This window comes from Daejeonella sp., assembly GCF_036405355.1.
GTDB lineage: Bacteria > Bacteroidota > Bacteroidia > Sphingobacteriales > Sphingobacteriaceae > Daejeonella.
In genome coordinates this window covers 85,709-112,261 of sequence record NZ_DASWXT010000068.1, presented here as the reverse complement: position 1 = coordinate 112,261, position 26,553 = coordinate 85,709, and the positions used below count along the sequence as shown (strand labels likewise).

Genomic DNA, 26,553 nt, shown 5'->3' with positions numbered 1-26,553 from the left:
AGATAATTATTTTTTAGCTTTTATATCAAAACACACTACTTAAACTCTATGATAATCAGGTTTCCAATTTTTGATTATCAATTTAATGGCTTTATTTGTCATATTCTCTGCCAGTGCTTTTTGTACAAGTTCCAAAAACTCCTCATCAGATGCAAAACGAAGCGCTACAATCTGACTAATGCGTAATCCTGCCGGAAGGGGTTTACCGCTCAGAATGAAGTGTCTGAAATTTTCTTCTGCACGTATTGCTCTGTCCTGGGCCTTGAGTGGAAAAACCCGAACAAACCAGTATAGCATAATACAACATATAAATAAGAGCAGCAGCAGACTTGCAGCGTATAAATTATCAGTCCCAAATGATTCATACAGATTGACTGATGATCCGATTAATCCTGATACTAAAAATAAAGCAAGTATTCTGTGATAACTTGTGATCAAGCGTGTATGATTTTTGAAATTTTGTTCCATTTTATTTCGTTGTGATTTTAAATTCCGTTCTCCTGTTATTTTTTCTGTTTTCTTCAGATGAATTATCATTAAGCGGAAGCCCTTCGCCATAACCCTTGTAACTTATCTTATTTACAGAAATAAAGTTGCTTACGAGATAATCATAAACAGTACGGGCCCTGTTTTCGGAAAGCTCCAGATTTGACTTCTCATCGCCGACATCATCTGTATGCCCGCCAATTTCGATAGAGACTGATGGATTCTCCTTCATAAAACGAATCAAATGTTGTAATTCGGTTTTCGATTCAGGGAGGAGATTATATTTGCCGCTCTCGAAAAAGATATTATTAAGTATTACCAGTCCGCCAACCTCTATTTTCTTTAAAGGAATTTCCAATATAAATGGTTTATTAATCAGGTTCAGATCAGGTGTGAAGTTTTGGGAATAGAACAGGTACCCATCTTTAGAAACATTTAATCCAAAAGACTTACCGGCCATCATGGTCGCCAGAAACTCACCGGTTTCGGGATCGGTAACATCGTCAAAAATGGCTTTCCCGTCTTTAAGATTAATAATTTCGACTTTCGCGTCGAGAATTTCCTTTGTGATTTTGTCAAAAACCATTCCCTTAACATAGGTTACAGTATTGGGTCTCATGGCTTCCGGCAATTCGAAAGAGTAAATGTCAAGTCCGCCAAACCCACCTTTCTGGTTTGTAGAAAAGAAAGCAAGTTTACCATTGCTGCTGATACTTAACCCGCTTTCTTCTCCAAAGGTATTGATTGGATATCCCAGATTATGAGGTTTTTTCCAGCCAGTTTGAATATTCTCCTTAAAAAGTTTGCGGCTCATAAAAAGATCTTTGTTTCCCAGTCCGGGCCAGCCATTTGAAGAAAAATAAAGGCTTTCATCATCGGGGTGAATAAATGGTGATTGCTCATCATATGGGGTATTTATCTCTGGTCCTAGATTTAATGGGATACCCCATGATCCATCATTATTAAGTTCTGATTTCCAGATGTCATAACCGCCGTATCCTCCATTTCGGGTACTTACAAAGTATAAGGTTCTGCCATCAGCACTAATAGATGGTTGAGATTCCCAGCCGGGAGTATTAACTGGCCCACCTATATTAAAAGGTTTACTCCAGGTATTTCCTTCCCACCTGGAAATATAGATATCACATCTTCCCAAACCATCCGGACGGTTACAACCAGTGAAAAACAAATAATTCCCATCTGGCGAAATGCATTGAGCTCCTTCGTTATAATTAAACGTATTAATTTCTTTGCTCAGATACTCAGCTGAAGCCCAGAGACTGTCGCGCTTAACACTTTTGAAAAAATCTTCGTTTCTGTTAGTCTGCCGGGTGAATATTATCATTTTCTCATCGGCAGTAATTACAGGCAGATATTCTTCTTCTTTTGAATTAATTCCGGGGCCCAGATTGACAGGTTTAAAGCTTACTGGATTTTTTATTGCTTCAAGGCTAAAACTGCAATCGGCAATATATTTTGCTGTTTTTTGTTTGCTTTCTGCACTCAGGCCGGGATACGAAAGATATTTATTGAAATGTTCATACGCATTGGCATAATTGCCCGTATTTAATTCGCTTTCGCCAAGACCAAAATATGTTAGTGGTAAGAATTCAGGATCTATTTCAAGAACCTTTTTATAACTGATGAGGGCTTTACTAAAATTTCCGGACTTTCGATAAATATCCCCTAGCTGCTGATAAGCAGCAGTAAAATTTTTATCAAGTATTACTGCCTGATTCAGCTCAGCAATTGCCTTATCATATAGTCTGTAGCTTAAATATTGATTTGCCAGATTGTATGTTTTTTGCGCCTGTTTAACCTGGGAGGAAGTTTGTTTTTGTGCTAAACAAATACAAGGTAAAAGACATAATAATAGCAGTAATATTTTCATTCTTATAAGACTTTCCCTTTGTATGAAGGTAGAAAATATTCTGTATTAAGCCTATTGATTAATTAAGCATCAATAAAAAAAATCGGCATATAATTATATGTCAAATAACCGCCAATAATCCGAATGAAAGAAGAATCAGGGAATATTAAGATATTTATGAGTCTGAAGAGAAATTTCCCATTTTGGGTTCTCCATAACATAATCAATGATTAGCGGAATCACTTCTGCCGATTTTGACCATTCAGGTTGCAGGTATAGTTTACATCCTTCGGATACTGTAGCGGCATATTCCTCCGCCCATTTAAAATCACTTTTGTTGAATACAATCACTTTTAATTCTCCGGCCAGTGGAGCGATATCCGGACGCGGGGCTTTGAATTTCTTTGGTGAAAGACAAATCCAGTCCCAGGTACCTGAAAGGGGATAGGCCCCAGAGGTTTCAATAAATGTTTTAATCCCCCTTTTTTGTAATTCTGATGTAAGATAGTCCAGATTATAGATAAGAGGTTCACCACCAGTCACTACTACTGCTTTGCCGGGGTATTTTTCTGCATTTTTTACGATTTGATCGGTTTCAGTTAATGGGTGTAATTCTGCATCCCAGCTTTCCTTAACATCACACCAGTGACAACCCACATCACAACCGCCCAAACGAATGAAATATGCTGCTTTTCCAGAATGAAATCCTTCACCCTGTATGGTGTAGAACTCTTCCATTAATGGTAATAAGGTGCCGTCGGCTGGAATTTGGTGTGCCATTTTGTAATTTAAGCGCAAATATACTTAAGTTTAAGAGATCAACCTTGTGCAAAACAGATAGAGACACAATGCTGACAATTTAATTTTAATATGAACTGGATTAATATACTTCCCAAAAGCATCACAGCTTCTGAAGATTTTATCAGAACTGTGCAGGTATCTGGAAGAAAGCTGTGTATAGTGAAAACTGGGAAAGAATTTTATGCTGTGCAAAGTAAATGCCCCCATGCAGGTGCTGAACTTAGTAATGGCTGGTGTGCTTCAGGTAAGCTGGTATGTCCTTACCACAGGCATGAATTTGATCTTAAAACAGGCCGTGGTGCCGAAGGACAAGGTAATTATATTGATACCTATCCGGTTGAGCTGAGAAAGGACGGACTTTATGTCGGAATTTCCAGACCCTGGTGGAAGTTCTGGTAAATTTCTAAGCTTTTTTAAAAAGGTATTTTTTGCAGAATTCTTCACTATTCAGTACTTCAATTTCAGAAAAATAGAAATCTGTTTTATTTTCAGTGATGATGCAGTTACACCTACTTTCCAGGGCAGCAAAATATTCAAGTCCATCTTCAAAATCATGAATGGAAGGATTCGCTATACATTTCAAAACAGCTTCACATGAATTTGCTGCAATGCTAATATGTTCTGAAAGTATTTTTATTTTGGACTTTGCAACACTGCTCTTATGCTTTTTTTCTGCAAAATAATAGGCAATAGCTAGACATATTGGTGAAGTCAGTAGACGAAATTTTTTGTTTCCGGCCAGACTCAATATTCTCGCTGAATTTGTAAAAGTGGGATATTCCTTGTTCAATACAGAAACAAGAATATTGGCATCCAGGAAAATATTCATTTTTTTGAATCGAAAAATTCCTTTTTAGCTGATTTTCTGCTTCGTTTAGTTTGATATTCAGCTTTGCCTTCGGCAATCAGATTTACCCAATCAGCTATGGGGTATTCTTCGAGGGATTGGTAATCTGTTGAAGTAACTTTTGTTAAAAGAAATTCTATGAGCCTTGATAGACTGATGTCGTTTTCTTCTGCATACTTTTTTGCTTTATTGATAACCTCTTCATTAAAGCTTAGCGTTAATTTAGCGTTCATGAAAACTCCTTTCTGTTTTGATTCAAAAGTAATATTAATTACGTATATTTTAAAATCATATTACGTATAATTAATAAATTTCTTTTTTTGCAGAGGCCAGGGTGTTTTTCAGTAAACCTACGATTGTCATCAAGCCAACACCTCCCGGAACAGGGGTGATCCATGAGCTTTTAGGTGCTACATTTTCAAAATCTACATCTCCGTATAGTTTGAATCCTGATTTGGTCTCTGAGGAAATCTCTCGATTCATACCAACATCAATCACAATGGCACCCTCTTTTACCATGTCGGCAGTAATGAAATTCTTTTTACCAATAGCAACAATAAGAATGTCAGCATCCAGACTATATTTTTTAATATCCGGAGTTTTACTGTGACAGATAGTAACCGTGCAATTTCCAGGATTTGTATTCCTGGCCATTAATATACTCATCGGTGAACCTACAATATTACTTCTGCCAACAACCACACAATGTTTGCCGGTAGTATCGATTCCATATTCCTGAAGCATCAGTAAAATACCATAAGGAGTTGCTGGTAAAAAGGAGGGAAGGTTACGCTGCATCCTGCCGAGGTTAACCGGATGGAAGCCGTCCACATCTTTTTCAGGAGATATTTTTTCTGTGACTTTATCTGCAGAGATATGTTTTGGTAGAGGAAGCTGAACAAGGATACCATCTGTTTCAGGATCTTTATTTACCTCATCAATTTTTTGAAGTAATTCTTCTTCTGTGATTGTATTCTCAAAGCGATATAAGGTTGAATTAAAACCTACTTTTTCACAGTTTTTTATTTTACTGGCAACATAGGTTTCCGAGCCACCATCATGCCCTACGAGTATGGCTACCAGGTGAGGTTTACGGCCTGTATTCTTTAAAATTTCGGCCGCCTCGATTGCGATTCTTTCTTTTAGTTTCTCTGAAACAAATTTACCGTCGAGTAACTGCATTTTTATTAAAATATGTTATTTATTAACATTTAGTGGCTTATTAACATATTAATTTCGCAATTCGCGTAATGCGAATTATTGAAATTAATCTAATTTAAGGACTGCCATGAAGGCTGTTTGAGGTATTTCAACATTACCTACCTGCCTCATGCGCTTTTTACCTTTTTTCTGCTTCTCAAGAAGCTTACGTTTCCTTGAAATATCACCGCCATAACATTTTGCCGTTACATCTTTACGCAGTGCTTTAACAGTTTCACGGGCAATAATTTTCGCTCCGATGGATGCCTGAATAATAATCTCAAACTGCTGGCGCGGAATCAGTTCCCGAAGTTTTTCACAGATCTTTTTTCCGAAATTATAAGAGTTCGTTCTATGAATCAATGAGGAAAGAGCATCAACAGGCTCACTGTTTAAGAGTATATCCAAACGAACCAGGTCAGACTGCCGGTAACCGATCTGATGATAATCAAATGAAGCGTATCCTTTGGAGATTGTTTTCAGGCGATCATAAAAATCGAATACAATTTCACCCATTGGCATTTCAAATATCAGTTCAACCCGGTCGGATGTTAAATAGGATTGATTGATTATTGTGCCACGTTTCTGAATACATAGCGACATGATTGGCCCTACAAATTCAGATTTCGTGATAATATTAGCCTTAATATAAGGCTCTTCAACATGATCCAGTTTACTTGGATCAGGCAGATCGGATGGGTTATGTACGTCGATCTCCAAACCTTTAGAGGTAAAGGCCTTATAGGATACGTTCGGAACAGTGGTAATCACTGTCATGTCGAACTCTCTTTCCAGTCGCTCCTGTATAATTTCCATGTGGAGCATACCCAGGAAACCGCAACGGAAACCGAATCCTAAAGCCGCTGATGACTCAGGTTCGAAAACGATAGAAGCATCATTCAGCTGCAGTTTGTGCATGCTTTCACGAAGTTCTTCGTACTCATCTGTATCAACCGGATAGATGCCGGCAAATACCATTGGTTTTACTTCCTCAAAACCTTTGATTGGCTCTGAACTTGGCTTATCTTTATGTGTAATCGTATCTCCAACCTTAACCTCACGTGCTTCTTTTATCCCGGAAATGATATATCCCACATCACCGGTTTTAATCACGTCCTTTGGTTTCTGAGTCAGTTTTAAAGTTCCTACTTCCTCTGCGATATAATCCTTATCGGTTGCTACAAACTTCACCTTATCGCCCTTGCGAATCTCACCATTGAGAACCTTGAAATATGCAATGATACCTCTGAATGAATTAAAAACAGAGTCGAATATCAAAGCCTGCAATTCTCCGTCCGGATTACCCTTTGGAGCAGGAATACGTTCAACTATAGCTTTTAAGATGTTATCTACACCTAAGCCTGTTTTGCCTGAAGCCGGAATAATTTCTTCACGTTTACAACCAATCAACTCAATGATCTGGTCTTTCACTTCCTCGGGCATAGCTCCCGGAAGGTCCATCTTGTTCAGGATTGGAATAATTTCCAGATCGTGCTCAAGTGCCAGATACAAATTAGATATGGTCTGCGCTTGTATTCCCTGTGATGCATCCACTATTAATAATGCACCTTCACAGGCAGCAATCGAACGGGAAACTTCATAGGAAAAATCCACATGACCTGGTGTGTCTATCAGATTAAGAACATAGGGCTGGCCATCCTGAATGTAATCCATCTGGATTGCATGACTCTTAATGGTAATCCCGCGCTCACGTTCCAAATCCATATCATCAAGCAGTTGAGCCTGGGATTCACGCTGAGTGATTGTGTTAGTATACTCCAGAAGACGGTCAGCTAAAGTGCTTTTACCGTGATCAATATGAGCAATTATGCAAAAGTTACGTATATACTTCATTTGAGGCGCAAATATAGTTTATTAAGCTCAAATTTTGTTCGACATAAATGATTTCATCATCCTTATTAGTCTGGTAGCATGTACCTGATGCTCAGCTTAAAATATTTGTAATTTTTTCAATGCAGCTTTCTTTATAGCTAATTTTTTTTTCTATTTTGGGAAATAATCACTTAATAATATTAATGAATTCATGACGATTGGTATTTTGCTTGAACCCTCCCCGGAAACACGGGTATCATTAATCCCCGAACACATTTCAGTCCTGAAGAAACAAAATATAAATGTATTAAGCGAAAGCAATTGCGGTGCAAATGCATTTGCTCCAGATACGCTCTATTCTGATCAGGGTGCAGAGGTAAGTTCAAGAGAGAATGTTTTAAAAAATTCAGATATTTTATTGAGTATTCATCCCTTAACTGAGGATGATCTTAACAAAGCCAAAAAATCAGCTGTAATATTGGGTGTTTTTAATCCGCTGGCCAATTTCGAATTAATTAAGAAGTGGGCAGAGCGTGGATTCACTACATTTAGTATGGATATGCTGCCCCGGACAACCAGAGCACAAAGTATGGATATACTGAGCTCTCAGGCTAATATTGCAGGCTATAAAGCTGTGATTCTGGCTGCTATGCAGCTTCCCAAGTATTTTCCAATGTTTATGACCGCTGCAGGAAGTATAGCGCCTGCAAAAGTGATGATACTGGGAGCAGGAGTTGCAGGACTCCAGGCAATCGCAACAGCTAAACGTTTAGGTGCTGTTGTTGAAGTTTTTGATACCCGTCCGGCAGTTAAAGAGGAAGTTATGAGTTTGGGTGCCAAGTTTATAGAAGTTGAAGGTGCCCTTGATGCTTCAAAAGCTGGTGGTTATGCAGTTGATCAGACTGAAGAATATAAACAAAAACAACAGGCAAGGATTGCCGAGGTTGCATCTAAGGCTGATGTAATCATTACAACCGCACAGATTCCGGGAAAAAAAGCTCCAATTCTATTACCCGACAGTATTTTGGATAATATGAAGCCTGGTTCTCTTATTATCGATCTGGCTTCGATCACAGGAGGTAATACAACCAGAACTAAAGACCGTGAAACCGTCGTGTATAAAAATGTAACAATCATTGGCAATTCAAACCTGCAGGGTACAATGCCATCTGATGCAAGTAAATTATATGGAAAGAATATTTTAAACTTTCTGCAACTCATCATCGGTAAAGAGGGACAACTCAATTTAAATTTTGAAGATGACCTGGTGAAAGGTACATGCATCAGCAATAATGGCGAAGTGTGTAATGACAGGGTGAAGGAATTGACAGGTAATAAGTTGTAAGTAATAAGTTGTAGGTAATAAGTGATAAGTTTTAAAACTGCTTCAAACTACTGAACATAATATTGGATAGATAATATATAATATGGACGAGATATTCAACTGGCTTAGCCAGCATCAACAGATGATTTACATTGTTATTCTGAGTGTATTTCTTGGGATTGAGGTCATTGGAAGAGTTCCCAGCGTTTTACATACGCCATTGATGAGTGGTGCTAATGCAATTCACGGAGTGGTTATAATAGGGGCTATTATTGTGATGGGAAAAGCCGAAGGTGATAATTTGCTTGCCCTTATTCTGGGATTCCTTGCGGTGATTCTGGGCACCTTAAATGTTGTGGGTGGTTTTGTGGTGACAGACCGTATGCTTGAAATGTTTAAAAAGAAGAAATAATAAACCTGGTTTATGTCAGATCGGTTTTAATCCAAGCCTTATAAAATTCAGAAATAGAGTACAATGGAATTAAATATCTTAATTATTTGTTACCTGATCGGTTCCGTAACCTTCATTATTGGTTTAAAGATGTTAAGTCATCCGGAGAGTGCAAGAAAAGGTAATCTTATTGCTGCTGCTGGTATGGCTGTTTCTATTTTGGGTACAATCTTTCTTTATGAGGAAGAGGGTCTTAAGCTTGGGAATTATACCTGGATTTTTTCAGCATTAATCATTGGTACAATTTTGGGTACTATGGCTGCAAAGAGAGTAAAAATGACAGCTATGCCCGAAATGGTGAGTTTGTTTAACGGAATGGGAGGGGCCTGTGCTGCACTTATTTCCATTGTAGAATTTGACCACCTCTCTCATCAAATTCAGGCAGGAGCTACAGCTGATCGTGGAATATTGCTGATTATTTTTGCAGGATTGATTATCGGAACGGTTTCATTTTCAGGTAGTATGGTTGCCTGGGGTAAATTAAACGGAAAAATCAAGGACTTTTCATTCAATGGGCAACATATCGTAAACCTGATTATTTTTGGTGTAATAATTGCACTTTCTGCTTATCTTATTATTTCCCTTGATACAGCAGCCAGTACATTATTCTATGTCATATTTGCCTTGTCAATCGTTTACGGACTCTTTTTCGTTTTTCCAATTGGAGGTGCCGACATGCCCGTTGTTATTTCATTATTAAACTCATTTACCGGGGTCGCCGCTGCATTTGGAGGTTTCCTGTATGATAATCCTGTAATGTTAACAGGTGGTATTCTGGTTGGTTCTGCGGGTACTATTCTGACAATTCTGATGTGTAAAGCAATGAACCGTCCGCTGAGCAATGTCTTGATAGGTTCGTTCGGTGGTTCTTCTGCCGGATCTTCAGGAAAGGAGCAGGGGGCCTATAAAGAAATCAGCATCAGCGACTCTGCTGTAGTCATGAGTTATGCTAAACGGGTAATGATCGTGCCGGGTTATGGTCTTGCTGTTGCTCAGGCTCAGCATGTATGCCATGAGCTGGAAAAATTACTGAGTGATAAAGGAGTGGAGGTTAATTATGCTATTCATCCCGTTGCAGGGCGTATGCCTGGTCATATGAACGTTCTTCTTGCCGAAGCAGATGTTGATTATGCAAGATTACTTGAAATGGAACAGGCAAATGAGGAATTTCCTATGACTGATGTTGTCTTGATTTTGGGAGCCAATGATGTGGTCAACCCCGCAGCAAAAACAGATCCCGGATCTCCAATTTATGGTATGCCTGTCTTGGATGTAGAACTTGCTAAGCTGGTAATTATTAATAAGCGTAGCATGAACCCCGGATATGCCGGAATCGAAAATGAGCTTTTCTTTCAGCCTAAATCTTCCATGCTTTTCGGAGATGCTAAATCGGTTCTTCAGCAGCTGGTTACTGAAATAAAAACACTTTAGTAAGCTAAAAGTTTAAAGCTGAAAGGATAAAGCTGGATTCGCTTTAAGCTTTCTGCTTTAAGCTTAATCGGCTCTTTTCAGACCATATTTTTCTATTTTACTGTATAGATGACTTCTTTGTATATCTATGTCATCTGCAGTTTTAGACACATTCCAGTTGTTTTTTTCCAGTTTATATTTGATATAATCCTTTTCGGCAAAGTCTTTATACTCCTGAAAGTTGCTGAACTGATCAAAATTTTGCTGAGGCGCTGCTGACGGGCTTTCAGATCCCAATGAAAAAGAAGAGGGATTTGCATAATTGGTAACATCAGCTTCGGTAATTAATTTATCACTCAAAATGATCAGTCTTTCAATCATATTGCGAAGCTCCCGGATATTTCCGGTCCAGTTCATCTCCTGTAATGCAACCATTGCCGAATCACTGATTTTTTTAACCGGCATTCCGTAATCATTACAGATTTCTTCACAGAAACTTTGTGCAATAAGTGGTATATCTTCCTTCCGCTCAGTTAAATGGGGTACATGAATCAGTATTACACTTAAGCGATGGTATAAATCCATTCTGAAATTTCCTGCTTCAATTTCCTTTTGAAGGTCCTTATTTGTTGCAGCAATTACCCTGACATCTACATCGATCTCTTTTTCGCCACCAACGCGGGTTACTTTATTTTCCTGAAGAGCACGCAGAACTTTTGCCTGTGCTGAAAGACTCATGTCTCCGATTTCATCAAGAAACAAAGTGCCGCCGCTTGCCTGTTCAAATTTCCCAATTCTTTGCTTGATGGCTGAAGTAAAAGATCCTTTCTCATGCCCAAAAAGCTCACTTTCAATTAGTTCTGAGGGTATTGCAGCACAATTTACCTCAACAAGTACAGAGCCGGCACGATTTGATTTTTCATGCAGCCAGCGGGCCACAAGCTCTTTTCCACTTCCATTTGCCCCTGTAATAAGTACCCTTGCGTCAGTAGGGGCAACCCGTTCAATAGTAGCTTTGATTCGTTCAATAGCTGCTGAATTACCCAGCATCTCACGGGTCTTGCTTACCTTACGCTTTAAAACTTTTGTTTCTGTTACCAGAGTTTTACGTTCTAATGCATTTCTTACTGTAATCAGTAAGCGATTAAGATCAGGCGGTTTTGAAATAAAGTCATAGGCTCCCTTTTTACTTGCCTCAACAGCTGTTTCGATCGTCCCATGACCAGAAATCATGATGAATGGCAGATCAGGCTGGATTTTAAGTCCTTCAGTAAGAACCTCCAGACCATCCATTTTATTCATTTTTATATCACAAAGAACCAGATCGTACTCATTTTTCCTGATCAGCTCTAATGCATCAATTCCATTATCTACATCCTCAACCTGGTACTCCTCATATTCAAGTATTTCTCTTAAAGTATTTCGGATTGCCCTCTCATCGTCAATGATTAATATTTTTGCCATAAGTATCGTGTAGATTTTTAATATAAATCGGTTTAATGCCGAATATAATAATCCTATTTTTTATTACAAACAAGATGCCGAAAACCCTATAATTCAGGGGTTTTGAAAAATAAAAAAAATGCAAGCCTGTAAGCCGGGTTCTGTATCCCGCAGATGCGGAACCTCTATCATTTATCTGGTCGCGCAATTGCTTGCGAGATCTAACGACCTACCCATTCCGGATAATCCCGTACGTACGGGATAAGGAAGCGAGCAGCTTCACGTCCGGAACCTATTTGGTCTTTCAACTCCTGGGGTTTACCGCATTGCATGTCACCATACAATACCGTGAGCTCTTACCTCACGTTTTCACCTTTTCCCCCAAACCTAAGTTTAGGAGTAGTATATTTTCTGTGGCACTTTCCGTCTCCACTTTCGTGGAGCCTTCCCGTTAAGAAGCAGGATGCTCTGTGTTGCCCGGACTTTCCTCTCTCCCGCAAATGCGGGACAGCGATAGAACGGCTTGCTTTACAAAGATAGTGATTTGTTATTAAGGGTTTATGCGGACAAGATTTTTGTCAAGACTGATGATGCTTTTCAGGATTGCATTACTCGCTGAATGGAAGAAATCCTGATTGATATTCGCAAAATCATCACTTGGCTTGTGATAATCATCATGGTCTTCAACACCAAAATAAACAAAAGGAATATTCTCCTTTGCAAATGGCCCATGATCACTTTGCATAGTCCAGTCATCTTTCCCTGATCCCGGTTCATCATGACCGAATCTTATAGTAATACCAGTATTCTTATCAGCATGCTGAAGAATTTCTCTAAGAACCGGGGTTTTATTGGTGCCGGCAGCATAAAGTTCGGATTTGTCATTATGGGAAACCATATCCAGATTGATATTCAATTTTATATGTTTCCTTGATGGGATAGGGGCCTTTAAAAACGAATATGCCCCCTGTAAACCCATTTCTTCGGCGTCAAAGGCTATGAACAGAAGCGTATTTTTAGGCTTATGTTCCTTGAAATATTTTGCAATGGATAATATTGCAGCTACTCCTGAAGCATTATCATCAGCCCCGTTAAAAATCTCAGAATTGTTCATTCCGACATGATCATAATGTGCTGAAATAACGATTACCTGGTCCGATTTGCCTTTAATATATCCAATCAGGTTGATGCCTTTGATTTCTTCATTCCTTCGGTTTTTGAATTTAAATGGATGCTTAAAATCCTTATTGTAAGCATCAAGCCCAATCTCTTTGAATCTGTTGATGATATATTCAGCAGCCATGAAATTTCCCCTGCTTCCTGTTTTCCTGCCCTCATACTTGTCGGATGAAAGAGTTTCTATATCATTAAGTAATACTTTCCGATCGATATTTTGTGCATTAACACTATAAACTGAAAATATCAGGAGAATTATTATGAGGTTCTTCATTTTTTGATTTTGAATAAGTACATGAATTTTATCATAATTCATGTGCTTAAAATTGATATGATTTTATGCTACTTCGCGAATATCAACAGCCACCACCCTTGAAACACCCTGTTCTGCCATAGTCACACCATAAATAATATCTGTACTTGCGATTGTCCGTTTATTATGAGAAACAATAATAAACTGTGACTGATCTGAAAATTCCCTAATGATATTATTGAATTTATCAATGTTTGTATCATCCAATGGTGCATCAACTTCATCGAAAATACAGAATGGGGCTGGTTTTAATAGATATAATGAGAAGAGCAATGCTGTGGCCGTCAACGTTTTTTCACCTCCGGATAATTGATTGATGGATAGTGGCCGCTTACCTTTCGGACGGGCAATAATATCAATGTCTGATTCCAGCGGATTCGAAGGATCTGCCAATACCAGATCGCAGCTGTCTTCTTCATTAAAAAGAGAACGGAAAACCTGTATAAAATGTGTCCTGACATCGCTGAAGGCTGCCATAAACTTCTCCTTTGCGGTATCATCAATTTCTTTAATAGTTTGTAATAAAGATGATTTAGCTTCAGCCAGATCTTTTTTCTGAGATTGAATAAAGTTATAGCGTTCATTCATTTCCTGATAGGCTTCCATGGCCATTGGGTTTATTGCACCAAATTCATCCAGTTGTCTTTTTATCCGCTCGGTCTTCTCACGAATATTCTGCTCACTATCAGTCTGTTGCTCGTATGGTTCTTCATCCAGCAATACGGAAATATCAACATCGAATTCTATAGATAGTCTTTCCTTTAAGGCATTTAACTCCAGTTTAATTGCCGTTTTCTCGTCTTTTAACTCGTTGGAAATGAGCTCGGCCTGTTCTTTATTTCTGCGTAGCAGGCTAATTTTTTCTTCCATCTCAGAAATCTGTAATCTGGAAGCATAATAGCTCTGTTCAGCTTCATTAACAGCCGTTTCAAATTCCTCTTTTTGAACATACATCGCGATCAGATCTTCATCAGAATGATCTGCATGCTGAAGTGTTTCTTTAATTCCTGCCTGTGTCTTTTCAAGTTCAGCCTGATTTAAACCGATACGCGTTTCCAGGTTTTTTTGCTGACTTTCACGGTATTCAAGGTCTTTTTCTATACCTGATACTTTATTTTGCTGCTGGTGGAAGCGGATATTCTCCTGGTTATAAAGTGCCGATTTTGAATTTAGGCTTTCTGCAAGCTCATTATAGCTTTGCTGGTCATTTAAAACCTGCTCCTGCTTAATTCGCTTGTTGACTTTTAGCTCAATTAGAAGGGGTTCTGCAGCAATTAACTCGTTTCCTATACTCGCTATTTTTTGCTCGATATCCTGTTTTCTATTGAGGCTATTTTCAATGAAAGCAAGATATTGTTCCTGTTTGGTTTTAACAGAAGTATATTCATTGCTCAATCTGTTGATTTCCAGTTGAGATTCCTGAAGGAGATCTTTTTGTGAAGAATCTATCAGATCTTTTAATTTGATCTCTTCTTCTGCAATGGAGTTCTTTAATTTAGCAATTAAGGTTTCTCCGTTATTAATTTCTTTAGAAAGCTTTTCAAGATTTTTAGCTCTCCCGATTCGTTTTCCTTCAAAAAGTCCGACCGATCCACCCGACATTCCCGTTCTGGTTTTTGTAAACATCCCGGTCTTACTTAAGATAACAACCTGTTCTGATGGCAATGCCGAGCGTAATTCATTTTCTTCTCCTGATTGCAGCAGATAAACATTATAAAGCAGCATTTCACAAAGTGGCCGATATTTGGCGTCTGTGTCGATTATTTCTAAGGCAGGAATCAGGTCTTTACGTTCAGTGTTTACTGAAGGTCGTTTTCCTGCTAAATTTAAAGCCTCCAGAATAAAAAAATTAGCCCGGCCTCTTGATGAATCACTCAGTAATTGGATTGCCTGGACTGCCTCTGCCTGCGTTTCTACGACATAATGATTCATAACCGGTTCGAGGTAGTTCTCAATGGCTATTCTGAATTCTTCCCTGCAAAATAATATGTCTGAGAAAAGTGGTGCCTGTTTTGTCCAGCCTGCATTTTTTTTCAGAAAACGGATCGATTCCGGAAATCCTTCCAGGTTATCAACCATCGATTTGGTCAGGTTATATTCATTCTGTTTGGAATCGAGTTTTCGGCTTTCCTGATTGAGAATTTCTTTTTGCTCCTTCAGATGTTCAGTACTGCGCTGAATTTGTCGCTCGAGTTCATCTTCGAGCTCTTTATTCCGAATATATTCCTTTTGTTTACTTTCCAGTTTGCCCTTTAACTCAGTAATTACCTTGTTAAATTCATTGAGTTCAGTTTCTTTGGATTCTGTATCAGCCATATTCCTGCTGCTTTCCTGATGAAGTGCTTCCTTCTGAATATTCAATATGGCAATCTCCTTTTCAAGTTTATAGACCTGATTTTGGAGTTCATTATTCTCAAGGCTTATGGAATCAAGTGCTGCTTTTGATTTCTGCTGTTCTGATCTTAGTTCAATGATCCCCTGGTGCTGATTTTCTGTCGATATACGAAGTTTCTCAAGAATCTCACTTTCCTGTAAATGTTCCTCATTTAAGCGCTTCTGATTGTAAAAGACATGATTAAGTTGATTCTGATCTTTTTCAAGCTCATCACTTAGTCTGTTTTTTTTATCTTCAAGAAAGCGTAATTGCTCGTTCTTTAATTTCTTATCACTTTCATAAGTTCGAATCTTAGCAATAAATTCATTGGTGGCTTTTTGCTGAATGGAAAGATTCTTTTCCAGATTCAGGTTTTCAAGTTTTAATTTCTGCAGAAATGCCTCTAGATTGCTTATTTCAGTGTTTATTCCGCTGCTCTCTAGTGAATGCTGCTGCTCCTTGTCTTCAAGCTTATTCAGGGATTCTCTAAATCCAATGATACGATAGGAGGCCAGGCTCAGACTTAATGTCTTGTATTGTTCCTTAAGCCGGTAATACCTCTCTGCTTTTTTAGCCTGATTTTCAAGGGTTTTCAGATTTTTTTCAATCTCGAACAAAAGATCCTCTACACGGCTAAGGTCTGCCTCTGTATCTTTTAATTTATTGAAGGTTTGTTTTTTCCTAAGCTTGTATTTAGATATTCCTGAAGCCTCCTCAAATAAAGCTCGTCTTGAATTGTCTTTATTGGCAATGATCTCATCAATCATTTTCAATTCGATAATAGAGTAGGAGTCTGATCCTATACCGGTATCAAGAAACAGATCTGTGATGTCTTTCAGACGGCATTGCACATCATTTAATCGGTATTCGCTTTCGCCCGAACGATATAACTTTCGGGTAATGGTGACCTTTGTAAAATCAGTAGGGAGAATATTTTTGGTGTTATCGAATGTCAGGGATACCTCTGCTAAATTAGAAGGCTTGCGTGTTTTTGTTCCATTGAAAATGATATTTTCCATTTTCTCAGAACGCAGCATACGGGTACTCTGCTCACCAAGTACCCAGCGTATAGCATCTACAACATTTGATTTTCCGCAGCCATTAGGACCCACAATAGCAGTTACACCATCATTGAAATTGATCGTGATCTTATCGCCAAAGCTTTTAAAACCTTTAATTTCCAGTTGTGTAAGCTGCATTTTCTTCTTTCCGCTCCGGGCGGATCATGATTAGTTTTGAGGGTTCAATTTATAAAATTCTCCATATCTATTAATATTTTAAACAATGAAATCATAACTATTTTTTACGATTACAAAACGTATTTTTAACTAAGAAATGAACATTGAATTTTAATTGTATAAAGCTATGGAATACAGACGTTTAGGTAAATCAGGTTTAAAAGTAAGTGCCCTTTCATTAGGAAGCTGGTTAACTTTTGGACAGCAGATAGAGGATAAGGTTGCCGAAGAATTAATGGACATTGCCTATGAAGGTGGAGTAAATTTCTTTGATAATGCCGAAGGGTATGCAGGGGGGAAGTCGGAAATTGTAATGGGCAACATTTTAAAAAAGAAAAAATGGGATCGCAGTTCCTACATTGTATCCAGCAAGATCTTCTTTGGAGCCGAAGAAAAGAAACCGAATATGATCGGGCTCTCAAAAAAGCATTTATTTGAGGGGACTCATAATGCCCTTAAACGCCTGCAGTTGGATTATGTGGATCTGATCTACTGTCACAGACCTGATAAGGAAACCCCGATAGAGGAAACGGTTTGGGCAATGCATCAATTGATTCAGCAAGGAAAAGCATTGTATTGGGGAACATCTGAATGGAGCGCCCTGGAAATAATGCAGGCTTATTATTTTGCTGAAAAAAATCATCTGGTTCCACCGGTGATGGAACAGCCGCAATATAATATGCTTTGGCGTGATAAAATGGAAATGGAATTTTTATTATTGTTCAGGGATTTTGGAATGGGAACCACAATCTGGAGCCCAATGGCCTCCGGATTACTTTCGGGAAAATACAATAATGCCGATCCAAAAGATGCCCGTTTCAGCATGGATAATCTTGAATGGTTAAGAAACAGACTGCTGGTTGAATCAAATATACATAAGGTTAAATTATTGCAGGCAGTTGCAGAGAGACTGAATACCTCATTAGCTAAACTCGCTATTGCATGGTGCTTAAAAAATCCTCACGTCAGTACCGTCATTTTAGGTGCTTCTAAGGCTGCACAACTAAAAGAGAATCTTACTTCACTGGAAGTAGTGCCATTACTCACGAATGAAATTATGCTGGAAATTGATGAAATTACAGGAACTAAACCACAGGTTATAATTCCTTGATTATAAGGCTGACAGGGTTTTAAACCCTGTCAGCCTTTAAAACCCTGTCAGCCTTATAAAATATCAGTTAATTTAAAGGTATCCTTTACACGGATGCCTTTTTCTGTTTCCTGAAGGGTGCAACATTCGTTTACCGGATCGTGTTCCAGATAGAGGATGTAATCGTTCTCAAGGGCCTCAGTAAGAAATTTCTTCTTCTCATTCAGGGTTTTGAGCGGAAACATATCATATGACATTACGTAAGGCATAGGAATATGTCCGATAGAAGGAAGCATATCAGCCATGTAAAGTATCGTCTTGCCTTTATAGTTGATCTGCGGCAGCATCATAGCATCAGTATGCCCGAAAGCAAATCGAATTTTGATATGATCTGTGAAGGCTACACCGTCTGTATTTTCAATGAACTTAAGTTTGCCACTTTCCTTAATCGGGAGAATGTTTTCTTTTAGAAAAGATGCCTTTTCACGATCATTTGGATGAACAGCCCATTCCCAATGTGCCTTATTGCTCCAATAAATAGCGTTTTTAAATGCAGGTACAAGGCTTCCGTCCTCAAGTTTCTCTATCGAGCCACCACAGTGATCGAAATGAAGATGGGTTAAAAAGACATCAGTGATTTCATCTTTGGTAAAACCGTGATTTTCAAGGGATTTTTCAAGAGTATCATCACCATGCAGGTAATAATGCTTTAAAAAGCGCTCATCCTGTTTGTGTCCTATTCCATTGTCAATAAGTATTTTACGATCTCCATCTACGATCAGAAGGCAGCGCATTGCCCAATTGCAAAGGTTGTTCTCATCTGCCGGATTGGTTTTCTGCCAGATTGATTTCGGTACTACTCCAAACATAGCACCACCGTCCAGCTTAAAAAATCCTGCGTTTATTGTAAATAATTTCATTTCAGACTTTGCTTGAAAGTTTTAATCCAATGATTGAAGATATTAAAAGAAACAGGAAAAACAGCCTCCAGAAGTCGGTTGGGTCTTTAAACAGAATTATTCCTGCAATAACCGATCCAGCAGCTCCAATTCCGGCCCAAACGGCATAGGATGTACCCATTGGTAAGGTTTTGGATGCAAGGAATAAGAGATACATACTAATAGACACACTGATCAGAAAGCCCGTTATCCATAAAACAAACTCAATACCTGTAGCTTCCTTTGCTTTAGCCAGACAGCTTGTAAAGGCTACTTCAAATAAGCCACCGATGATGAGATAAATCCAGGCCATGGTCATTTAATTGATAGTTGACAATTGACAGTTGACAACTGGTATCCAGTAGTTGTCAATTGTCAACTATCAATTTTCAATTTTTAAAGATGTATTACTTCACCGTATGCATCAGCTGCCGCTTCCATGATCGCTTCACTCATTGTAGGGTGTGGGTGTACTGTTTTTACAATATCCATACCAGTGGTCTCCAGCTTTCTTGCTACTACCACCTCAGCAATCATTTCAGTCACATTGGCGCCGATCATATGAGCCCCCAGAAACTCTCCGTATTTGGCATCGAATATCACCTTTACGAAGCCGTCTTTAGCACCGGCAGCACTTGCCTTACCTGAAGCAGAAAATGGAAATTTGCCGACTTTAATCTCGTATCCGGCTTCTTTTGCAGCCTTTTCTGTATAACCAACTGATGCAATCTCCGGAGAGCAGTATGTACAACCCGGTATGTTATTATAATTTAAGGGCTCGGGATGGTGACCTGCAATCTTTTCGACACAAATAATGCCTTCGGCAGATGCAACATGTGCCAGAGCCTGACCTTTTACAATATCACCTATTGCATAAACACCATCTATATTGGTTTTGTAAAAATCATCAACCTGAACTCGTCCTTTGTCAATTGTGATACCAAGTTCTTCAAGTCCGATATTTTCAATATTTGGACTTACCCCAATTGCAGAAAGCACAATATCGCACTCAATTGTCTCAGTACCAACAGCTGTCTTTACCAGTACTTTACATCCGCTGCCGGAAGTATCTACCGATTCGACGTTTGTGCCTGTCATAACATTGATACCTGCTTTTTTAAAGCTTCTCAATAATTGTTTTGATATATCTTCGTCCTCTACAGGAACTATATTGTCGAGATATTCAACGATCGTAACTTTAGTTCCTATAGCATTGTAGAAATATGCAAATTCAACTCCTATTGCCCCTGAACCAACAATAACCATAGATTTAGGTTGTTGTGGTAAAACCATTGCCTGACGGTATCCGATCACTTTTTTTCCATCCTGTTTCAGGTTTGGCAATTCCCTTGATCTTCCTCCGGTTGCTAGAATTATATGTTTAGCTGTGAACTCTTTCTCTGTACCATCCGGACCTTTAACCTCAACTTTTCCGCCTTTTTTTATCTTGCCGGTTCCAATGATCACATCGATCTTGTTCTTCTTCATCAGGAACTGAACTCCTTTGCTCATTCCGTCTGCAACACCACGGCTGCGTTTTATTATAGCACCAAAATCAGCCGCAGCATCCTTCACACTTATTCCATAATCCGCAGCATGGTTTATGTATTCAAACACATTAGCACTTTTCAGAAGGGCTTTGGTAGGAATACAACCCCAGTTTAAACAAATACCACCCAGGGATTCCCGTTCAACAACGGCAACTTTTAAGCCTAACTGAGATGCACGAATAGCTGCCACATAACCGCCTGGTCCGCTTCCTATAACTATGATGTCGTAGTTCATATTTTATATAAATAATACAATAGAGATTCAGCGCAAATCTAACAAAATACTTATCGGGTTGAAAATATTTGATTTGACTATCAGCACAGATTTAATTTCAGAATGTTGAAAAGTGTAAATTGTCGAAAAAATCTCCGAAAATTAACATTAACTTAATACTGGAACTGCCTAATATTCAGATTGTGTACATATCTTTGCGCTGATTATAACAAACCAATTAATCAATCTCATTTAAAGTACAATTTATGAAGAAGTTTTTACTCTCAACGCTTGTTGTAGTATTTGTTGCATTTAATATTAGTGCGCAGGTTACAACCAGTAGTTTGTCGGGTACTATTCGCGATTCTAAGGAATCGCTTATTGGTGCTACGATAAAGGCTACACATCAGCCTACAGGTACCGTTTACGGTTCTTCTTCCGGTATAGACGGAAGATTCAACATCCCTAACATGCGTGTTGGAGGTCCCTATTTAATCGTGGTATCCTATGTAGGTTATCAATCAGAGTCATTCAGTGAAGTAATATTGAAACTGGGTGAGCCCTTTGTTTTAAATGTTTTATTGACTCCTTCAGGCAGAGAGCTGCAGGAAGTTGTGATTACGGCCCAGGATCCAAATTCAGTATTGAATGCGAACCGTACCGGCTCAACAACTAACCTTGGCCGTGCTCAGATTCAGTCCGTTCCAACAATAACCAGGAGTGTAAACGATCTTACTAAGTTTACACCTCAAGCAAATGGTGCATCTATCGGCGGTGGTAATTATCGTCAGAACAACTTTACAGTGGATGGTTCTGATTTTAACAACCAGTTTGGAATTGGCAGTAATTTACCGGCAGGTGGTTCACCAATCTCTATCGATGCGATCGAAGAAATTTCAGTGAATGTAACACCCTATGACGTTAGAATGTCTGGTTTTGTGGGTAGTGCCATTAATGCAGTTACCCGTTCAGGAAGAAATGATTTTTTTGGAAATGCCTTTTTTGGATTTAGAAATGAGAGTAATCAGGGAAATAAAGTTGGTGGAAATAACATTGTATTACAACCTCTTGATGAAACCCAATATTCTCTTAGTTTAGGTGGACCGATCATTAAAAACAAGCTTTTTTTCTTTGCAAATATTGACCGAACCAGTCAGGTTAGACCAGGTCAGAGTAGGATGGCAGCGTCTCCATCTGCACCATTTGGTTCTAATCCCAATATCGCTCGTCCAACAATGTCCGAATTGGATAATATTCGCAGTTATTTGATGAGAACATATAATTATGATCCGGGTATTTATCAGGGATATGCCAATGAAAGCTATAATAATAAAATCTTAGCCAGATTGGACTGGAATATTAATAAGGATCACCGCTTTAATATCCGCTATAATCAGGTTGAAAGTGCTACCCCATCTTTTATCAGTACTTCAACAAGTGGAACAGGATATAATTTCCCAAACAATGGCGGAAGAAATAACCCTGGTCACCTGCATTTCAGCAATTCAAATTATACTCAGGAAGCTAATCAATACTCATTGGCTGCGGAGTTGAACTCTTCATTTGGTTCCAAACTTTCAAATACCCTGAGAGGAAGTTTTACACACCAGAATGATCCAAGAGGCTCAGAAAGCGATGTTTTTCCATTAGTTGATATCATGAAAGATGGTACGGCTTTTACAACTTTTGGATATGAGCCTTTTACCTATGGAAACTTAAGAGATGTACAAACCTATAGTTTCACAGATAACCTAACCATGAGTTTGGGAAATCATGAACTAACTCTTGGTTTACAGATGGATTTCAGTACCACGAAGAATGGTTTCCAGCGTTTTGGAACCGGTGCTTACCGGTTTAATTCATGGGATGATTTTGTGAATGGTGCAAATCCAAATGATTATGCAATCACTTATTCACTATCACCTGGTTATGCTCAGGCATTCCCAACCTTTAAATTTCAGCAGTATTCAGCCTATTTTCAAGATAATTTCCGTGTAGGTGAGAAACTGAATATCACAGCAGGTTTACGCCTTGAATTGCCTACCTATCCGGATGTACCTGAAATCAAAACACATCTTCTAATAGCTCCTTTAACTTTTTCGGAAGGCAGAAAACTGGATACAGGAGTTTTACCTAAAGAAAGAATCATGTTATCGCCAAGAATTGGCTTCAATTATGATGTAAAAGGCGATCGTTCTTTACAGTTGAGAGGTGGAACCGGTATATTTACTACCAAAGTGCCTTTTGTATGGATTGTAGCGCAATCAGGTGATGCCGGTCTGATTCAGTTTACCCAAAACTGGAATGGTACCGCAAATACTCCGGGACCTTTCAGTCAGGATATCCGGAAATACCTTCCTGCAACTCCTCCAGCCGCAGGAACGTCTATTCCGGCAACAATCAGTGCTATTGATCCTGATTTCAAGTTTCCTCAAACATGGAAAAGTAGCTTAGCTTTAGATGCGAAATTGCCATGGGGAATTGTCGGTACTTTAGAAGGTATTTATAACAAGGACCTTAACATCGCTAAAGGATTCAATGTCAATCTTGTTGATCCAACTGCATTGAATGTTAGTGGATATCCGGATAATCGTCCAATCTATCCTGCGGCAAATGTTAGTAAGTTTATTAATAAACTTACTAATGGTCAGGCAAGTGCGACTGGAACAGGTGCATTAAACCCTGTAGTTTTAGATAACGTTCAGGATGGCCATTCATGGTTTCTTACCGCATCTTTAAATAAATCATTCAGCAGAGGCTTATCAGCTCAATTGTCTTATACCAGAAGCGAGCAAAAAGTACTTTATGATGGCAATGGTGACCAATTGTTTAATACCTGGTCATTGACTCAAACATCAAATACGGGAAATAATCCGGGATTGAGTTATTCAAACTTCAATATTCCTCACCGTGTAATTGCAGGTATTTCATACCGTAAAGAGTATATCAAAAACCTTGCAACTTCAGTTTCAATGTTCTTAGAGGCTTCACATCAGGGTAGGTTCTCTTATACCTATTCTACTGACTTTAACCGTGATGGGCAGACTAATGACCTGATTTATATACCAAGAGATCCTAGTGAAATTACTTTCGCAGCTCGTCCTGCTTCTTCTGCTACAGGTAATGTAGCTTATACAGCACAACAGCAAAGTGATTTGTTCTTCGCTTATATCGAGCAGGATGATTACCTGAAGAAAAATAAAGGAAAATATGCTGAGCGTAATGGCGGCGTTATGCCGTGGAGAAATCAGGTAGATATCAGATTAACTCAGGAAATTTTCAAAAATTTTGGTAAGAGCAAAAACAATTTCCAGTTCACAATGGATATTATAAACTTTGGAAATATGTTAAACAGCAGCTGGGGTAATGTTGATTTTGTTAAATCTGCTGGTATACTAGTGCCTCAGAACGTTGCTTCTTTAACACCAGGTGGCACAGTAAGGCCTACATTTTGGTTAAATACCTTTGATAACAAGCCTGTGGACTCCACTTTTGGAACTACTCAGACTTTTGCTTCAACTTATTACATGCAATTTGGTTTCCGTTACAATTTCCAATAATAGATTGTACATTTTTAAAAAAGCTCCGGATTTTATCCGGAGCTTTTTTTTTGAACAAAGAAAATCAGTATCAGGTTTTATTGCTTTTGGCTGTATATTTGTCCTAACCAATTAATTAAAATTCCATTTTATGAAAAAAGTGAATTATGCTGTAGCTATGCTGCTGGCATTTGTGCTGGGTTTTGGAAATCCGGTTAAAGCCGACGAAGGTATGTGGCTGCCTATGCTTATAGGCAAGAATTATGATCAAATGAAAAAGCAGGGCTTCAAATTGACCCCTGAAGACTTGTATAGTGTAAATAAGGCAAGTATTAAAGATGCTATTGTATCATTCGGTGGTTTCTGTACCGGTGAAATTGTATCAAAAAATGGTTTGATTTTAACGAATCATCATTGTGGATATGATGCCGTTGCTTCAAATTCAACCGTTGAAAATAATATCCTGGATAATGGATTCTATGCGAAGTCTTATCAGGAAGAGAAACCGATTCAGGGGCTTTTTGTACGTTTTCTTGTACGAATGGAAGATGTTACACCCAAAGTAATGGCTGCTTTAAATGGTGTTGAGGAAAAGGATAAAGCTGCAAAAATTGCAGAAATCAGTAAAACAATCAGTGCTGATGCAACTGCTGGTAAAACCTGGGAGGCAGATGTCAGAGATGTGTATAAAGCCAATCAATACCTGCTTTTTATCTATGAGAGATTTAATGACATCCGTTTGGTAGGGACTCCTCCTCAGTCAATTGGTAAATTCGGTGGAGATACTGATAACTGGGAATGGCCGCGTCAAACCGGTGATTTCTCTGTGTTTCGTGTTTATGCAGATCAGAATAATAAATCTGCAACTTATTCTGCTGCAAATAAGCCTTATACCCCCAAAAAATCACTTCCTATTTCTATCAAAGGGGTAAAGAATGGTGATTTTTCAATGGTTTATGGTTTCCCAGGACGTACAGACCGTTATCTTACCTCTTATGGGGTTCAAATGGCTGTTGAAAAGACAAACCCAACGATTGTTAAACTGCGTGATATTCGCTTAAAAGCATGGAAAGAAGAGATGGATAAAAGTGACGATACACGGCTTGCCCTTTCATCAATCTATGCTAATATTGCAAATTACTGGAAGTATTTTATTGGTCAGACAGAGCAATTAAAGAGATTAAAAATATATGAAGAAAAGCAAAAACAGGAAAATGATTTCAACAAATGGGCTTCGTCATCTCCTGAAAATGCAAATTTAATGGCTCAATATAAAAATGCCTATTCAGCATTCGAGCCATATGCTGTTCATTTTGCATATCTCAATGAAGGGCTTCTTGCCTCACCATGGGTTAGAAATGTATCCCAGCTAGGAAATACAATTAAGTCTATGAATGCCCGTAAGGATGATTCAGCATATATTTCACAGCTAAATCAGAATTTAAATACTATGGTAAATACCTATCAGAAGACTTATAATGAGACTGCTGATAAGAAAATTTTTGCCCAGATATTAAGTTCCTTTTATAACGATGTTCCTAAATCACAACATCCGAAGTTCATTACGCTAATTGTCGAAGATTTTTGGAAAGGTTCTGCAGATGCTACCTTCCAGAACTATGCTGAGTATTTATGGAAAAACAGCAAGCTGATTGAGCCTGAAAGCCTGAGGAATTTTTTAAGTAATCCATCTATGGAAGAACTTCAGAATGATCCTGCTTATAAATATGCTCTTAATTTAGTTCCTCAGGATTATGTGAAGAACAATTTTGGTACAATATACAGTCAGTTTCAGGCAGAGAAAAATCGCCTGGATAATCTTTACCTGAAGGCTTTATTGACAAAAAATAAGGGTGCTTTAATCTATCCTGATGCGAATTCAACAATGCGTATCAGCTACGGGCAAATTCAGAACTATAGTCCGAAAGATGGAATCACCTATAATATCACCACCACCATTGATGGGATGATGGCTAAATATCAGCCTGGTGATGATGAATTTGATCTTCCTCAATCTTTAATTGATGCATATGCCAAACGAGATTTCAGGCAATATGCAGAGAATGGAACTCTTAATGTCGGGTTTATCAGTAATAATGATATTACTGGGGGAAATTCCGGATCTCCGGTACTGAATGGCAATGGAGAGTTGATTGGTATTGCCTTTGATGGCAACTGGGAAGCCATGAGCGGAGATATTGCCTTTGATAAGCAGTATAAGCGTACAATATCTGTAGATATTCGCTTTGTTCTATGGTGTATCGATGTTCTGGGAGGAGCAAAAAATATCATCAATGAAATGGATATCCGGACTAACAAACTACCTGTTCCAAAGGATAAATTGATAATGAGAAAGACGGAGTAAGTGGTCCTCTGTTGTCAGTTGTCAGTTACCAGCCTGACAACTTATAACGGGCATCTATTAGTAAAAAGGCTGACAGTGTTCCAAACCCTGT

20 protein-coding genes and 1 other RNA gene are annotated in these 26,553 nt (G+C 38.6%); 7 read left to right on the top strand and 14 right to left on the bottom strand.

The window, feature by feature from the left end; genetic code table 11:
* Positions 1 to 39 precede the first annotated feature (39 nt).
* The 3 genes from VGE44_RS08875 to VGE44_RS08865 all read right to left on the bottom strand — a co-directional run bounded on the left by VGE44_RS08875 (position 40) and on the right by VGE44_RS08865 (position 3,136).
* Positions 40 to 468, bottom strand: a complete 429-nt coding sequence (locus VGE44_RS08875; RefSeq protein ID WP_331078092.1) for a DUF6526 family protein — start codon at positions 466 to 468, stop codon at positions 40 to 42.
* Between the two features lies 1 nt (position 469).
* Complete coding sequence (locus tag VGE44_RS08870) at positions 470 to 2,377, bottom strand: OmpA family protein (protein ID WP_331078089.1); 1,908 nt, start codon at positions 2,375 to 2,377, stop codon at positions 470 to 472.
* Between the two features lie 135 nt (positions 2,378 to 2,512).
* Positions 2,513 to 3,136 (bottom strand): 7-carboxy-7-deazaguanine synthase QueE, encoded by a 624-nt coding sequence (locus tag VGE44_RS08865; RefSeq protein ID WP_331078087.1) that lies wholly within the window; start codon positions 3,134 to 3,136, stop codon positions 2,513 to 2,515.
* A 90-nt stretch (positions 3,137 to 3,226) separates the two neighbouring features.
* On the opposite strand from VGE44_RS08865, the gene VGE44_RS08860 reads away from it, so the two are divergent.
* Positions 3,227 to 3,556, top strand: a complete 330-nt coding sequence (locus VGE44_RS08860; RefSeq protein ID WP_331078085.1) for a Rieske (2Fe-2S) protein — start codon at positions 3,227 to 3,229, stop codon at positions 3,554 to 3,556.
* Between the two features lie 4 nt (positions 3,557 to 3,560).
* On the opposite strand, the gene VGE44_RS08855 is transcribed toward VGE44_RS08860, so the two are convergent.
* The 4 genes from VGE44_RS08855 to lepA all read right to left on the bottom strand — a co-directional run bounded on the left by VGE44_RS08855 (position 3,561) and on the right by lepA (position 7,058).
* Positions 3,561 to 3,986 (bottom strand): PIN domain-containing protein, encoded by a 426-nt coding sequence (locus VGE44_RS08855; protein WP_331078083.1) that lies wholly within the window; start codon positions 3,984 to 3,986, stop codon positions 3,561 to 3,563.
* The gene (locus VGE44_RS08850) at positions 3,983 to 4,237 is read right to left on the bottom strand and encodes a DUF6364 family protein (protein ID WP_324483978.1); all 255 of its coding nucleotides are present in this window, start codon (positions 4,235 to 4,237) and stop codon (positions 3,983 to 3,985) included. Before VGE44_RS08850 ends, VGE44_RS08855 begins: the two co-directional genes overlap by 4 nt.
* A gap of 70 nt (positions 4,238 to 4,307) precedes the next feature.
* Positions 4,308 to 5,186, bottom strand: a complete 879-nt coding sequence (locus tag VGE44_RS08845) for a bifunctional 5,10-methylenetetrahydrofolate dehydrogenase/5,10-methenyltetrahydrofolate cyclohydrolase (RefSeq protein WP_331078080.1) — start codon at positions 5,184 to 5,186, stop codon at positions 4,308 to 4,310.
* Between the two features lie 84 nt (positions 5,187 to 5,270).
* Positions 5,271 to 7,058 carry a translation elongation factor 4 gene (lepA, locus tag VGE44_RS08840; protein ID WP_331078078.1) on the bottom strand — a complete coding sequence of 596 codons (1,788 nt, stop codon included), beginning with the start codon at positions 7,056 to 7,058 and terminating at the stop codon, positions 5,271 to 5,273.
* A 190-nt stretch (positions 7,059 to 7,248) separates the two neighbouring features.
* On the opposite strand from lepA, the gene VGE44_RS08835 reads away from it, so the two are divergent.
* From VGE44_RS08835 to VGE44_RS08825, 3 genes are all read left to right on the top strand, one after another.
* Positions 7,249 to 8,382 (top strand): NAD(P) transhydrogenase subunit alpha, encoded by a 1,134-nt coding sequence (locus VGE44_RS08835; protein WP_331078076.1) that lies wholly within the window; start codon positions 7,249 to 7,251, stop codon positions 8,380 to 8,382.
* A gap of 82 nt (positions 8,383 to 8,464) precedes the next feature.
* Entirely contained in the window at positions 8,465 to 8,773 is a 309-nt protein-coding gene (locus VGE44_RS08830; RefSeq protein WP_331078074.1) for an NAD(P) transhydrogenase subunit alpha, read from the top strand.
* Between the two features lie 63 nt (positions 8,774 to 8,836).
* Complete coding sequence (locus VGE44_RS08825) at positions 8,837 to 10,243, top strand: NAD(P)(+) transhydrogenase (Re/Si-specific) subunit beta (RefSeq protein WP_331078073.1); 1,407 nt, start codon at positions 8,837 to 8,839, stop codon at positions 10,241 to 10,243.
* A gap of 63 nt (positions 10,244 to 10,306) precedes the next feature.
* Here the strand turns inward: VGE44_RS08825 and VGE44_RS08820 are convergent, their stop codons facing one another.
* The 4 genes from VGE44_RS08820 to smc form a co-directional block, all read right to left on the bottom strand.
* Complete coding sequence (locus VGE44_RS08820) at positions 10,307 to 11,686, bottom strand: sigma-54 dependent transcriptional regulator (RefSeq protein WP_331078071.1); 1,380 nt, start codon at positions 11,684 to 11,686, stop codon at positions 10,307 to 10,309.
* A 113-nt stretch (positions 11,687 to 11,799) separates the two neighbouring features.
* An RNA gene (gene rnpB, locus VGE44_RS08815) (RNase P RNA component class A) lies at positions 11,800 to 12,195 on the bottom strand.
* A 20-nt stretch (positions 12,196 to 12,215) separates the two neighbouring features.
* Positions 12,216 to 13,115 carry a M20/M25/M40 family metallo-hydrolase gene (locus VGE44_RS08810; RefSeq protein WP_331078069.1) on the bottom strand — a complete coding sequence of 300 codons (900 nt, stop codon included), beginning with the start codon at positions 13,113 to 13,115 and terminating at the stop codon, positions 12,216 to 12,218.
* 63 nt (positions 13,116 to 13,178) lie between these two features.
* The gene (gene smc, locus VGE44_RS08805) at positions 13,179 to 16,727 is read right to left on the bottom strand and encodes a chromosome segregation protein SMC (RefSeq protein ID WP_331078067.1); all 3,549 of its coding nucleotides are present in this window, start codon (positions 16,725 to 16,727) and stop codon (positions 13,179 to 13,181) included.
* 166 nt (positions 16,728 to 16,893) lie between these two features.
* Between smc and VGE44_RS08800 the strand changes: the two genes are divergently transcribed.
* A complete protein-coding gene (locus VGE44_RS08800; protein WP_331078065.1) occupies positions 16,894 to 17,877 on the top strand; it encodes an aldo/keto reductase in 984 nt (327 codons plus the stop codon).
* A 53-nt stretch (positions 17,878 to 17,930) separates the two neighbouring features.
* Here the strand turns inward: VGE44_RS08800 and VGE44_RS08795 are convergent, their stop codons facing one another.
* From VGE44_RS08795 to lpdA, 3 genes are all read right to left on the bottom strand, one after another.
* On the bottom strand, positions 17,931 to 18,776 hold the full coding sequence (locus VGE44_RS08795; RefSeq protein ID WP_331078063.1) for an MBL fold metallo-hydrolase: 846 nt from the start codon (positions 18,774 to 18,776) through the stop codon (positions 17,931 to 17,933).
* A gap of 1 nt (position 18,777) precedes the next feature.
* A complete protein-coding gene (locus tag VGE44_RS08790; protein ID WP_331078061.1) occupies positions 18,778 to 19,107 on the bottom strand; it encodes a DMT family transporter in 330 nt (109 codons plus the stop codon).
* Between the two features lie 83 nt (positions 19,108 to 19,190).
* On the bottom strand, positions 19,191 to 20,579 hold the full coding sequence (gene lpdA / locus VGE44_RS08785) for a dihydrolipoyl dehydrogenase (RefSeq protein ID WP_331078059.1): 1,389 nt from the start codon (positions 20,577 to 20,579) through the stop codon (positions 19,191 to 19,193).
* A 245-nt stretch (positions 20,580 to 20,824) separates the two neighbouring features.
* Here lpdA and VGE44_RS08780 point away from each other — a divergent pair, with 245 nt between their 5' ends.
* Complete coding sequence (locus VGE44_RS08780) at positions 20,825 to 24,118, top strand: carboxypeptidase regulatory-like domain-containing protein (protein ID WP_331078057.1); 3,294 nt, start codon at positions 20,825 to 20,827, stop codon at positions 24,116 to 24,118.
* A 130-nt stretch (positions 24,119 to 24,248) separates the two neighbouring features.
* A complete protein-coding gene (locus VGE44_RS08775; protein ID WP_331078055.1) occupies positions 24,249 to 26,462 on the top strand; it encodes a S46 family peptidase in 2,214 nt (737 codons plus the stop codon).
* The last annotated feature ends 91 nt before the right edge of the window (positions 26,463 to 26,553 follow it).

Bases quoted from the DNA above. Each gene is read 5' to 3' on its own strand.
- VGE44_RS08795 (WP_331078063.1), bottom strand. From the start codon at position 18,776: ATGAAATTATTTACAATAAACGCAGGATTTTTTAAGCTGGACGGTGGT.
- VGE44_RS08835 (WP_331078076.1), top strand. From the start codon at position 7,249: ATGACGATTGGTATTTTGCTTGAACCCTCCCCGGAAACACGGGTATCA.
- VGE44_RS08870 (WP_331078089.1), bottom strand. From the start codon at position 2,377: ATGAAAATATTACTGCTATTATTATGTCTTTTACCTTGTATTTGTTTA.
- VGE44_RS08800 (WP_331078065.1), top strand. From the start codon at position 16,894: ATGGAATACAGACGTTTAGGTAAATCAGGTTTAAAAGTAAGTGCCCTT.
- VGE44_RS08780 (WP_331078057.1), top strand. From the start codon at position 20,825: ATGAAGAAGTTTTTACTCTCAACGCTTGTTGTAGTATTTGTTGCATTT.
- VGE44_RS08850 (WP_324483978.1), bottom strand. From the start codon at position 4,237: ATGAACGCTAAATTAACGCTAAGCTTTAATGAAGAGGTTATCAATAAA.
- VGE44_RS08875 (WP_331078092.1), bottom strand. From the start codon at position 468: ATGGAACAAAATTTCAAAAATCATACACGCTTGATCACAAGTTATCAC.
- VGE44_RS08775 (WP_331078055.1), top strand. From the start codon at position 24,249: ATGAAAAAAGTGAATTATGCTGTAGCTATGCTGCTGGCATTTGTGCTG.
- VGE44_RS08810 (WP_331078069.1), bottom strand. From the start codon at position 13,115: ATGAAGAACCTCATAATAATTCTCCTGATATTTTCAGTTTATAGTGTT.
- lepA (WP_331078078.1), bottom strand. From the start codon at position 7,058: ATGAAGTATATACGTAACTTTTGCATAATTGCTCATATTGATCACGGT.
- lpdA (WP_331078059.1), bottom strand. From the start codon at position 20,579: ATGAACTACGACATCATAGTTATAGGAAGCGGACCAGGCGGTTATGTG.
- VGE44_RS08825 (WP_331078073.1), top strand. From the start codon at position 8,837: ATGGAATTAAATATCTTAATTATTTGTTACCTGATCGGTTCCGTAACC.
- VGE44_RS08830 (WP_331078074.1), top strand. From the start codon at position 8,465: ATGGACGAGATATTCAACTGGCTTAGCCAGCATCAACAGATGATTTAC.
- VGE44_RS08865 (WP_331078087.1), bottom strand. From the start codon at position 3,136: ATGGCACACCAAATTCCAGCCGACGGCACCTTATTACCATTAATGGAA.
- VGE44_RS08790 (WP_331078061.1), bottom strand. From the start codon at position 19,107: ATGGCCTGGATTTATCTCATCATCGGTGGCTTATTTGAAGTAGCCTTT.
- VGE44_RS08860 (WP_331078085.1), top strand. From the start codon at position 3,227: ATGAACTGGATTAATATACTTCCCAAAAGCATCACAGCTTCTGAAGAT.
- VGE44_RS08820 (WP_331078071.1), bottom strand. From the start codon at position 11,686: ATGGCAAAAATATTAATCATTGACGATGAGAGGGCAATCCGAAATACT.
- smc (WP_331078067.1), bottom strand. From the start codon at position 16,727: ATGCAGCTTACACAACTGGAAATTAAAGGTTTTAAAAGCTTTGGCGAT.
- VGE44_RS08855 (WP_331078083.1), bottom strand. From the start codon at position 3,986: ATGAATATTTTCCTGGATGCCAATATTCTTGTTTCTGTATTGAACAAG.
- VGE44_RS08845 (WP_331078080.1), bottom strand. From the start codon at position 5,186: ATGCAGTTACTCGACGGTAAATTTGTTTCAGAGAAACTAAAAGAAAGA.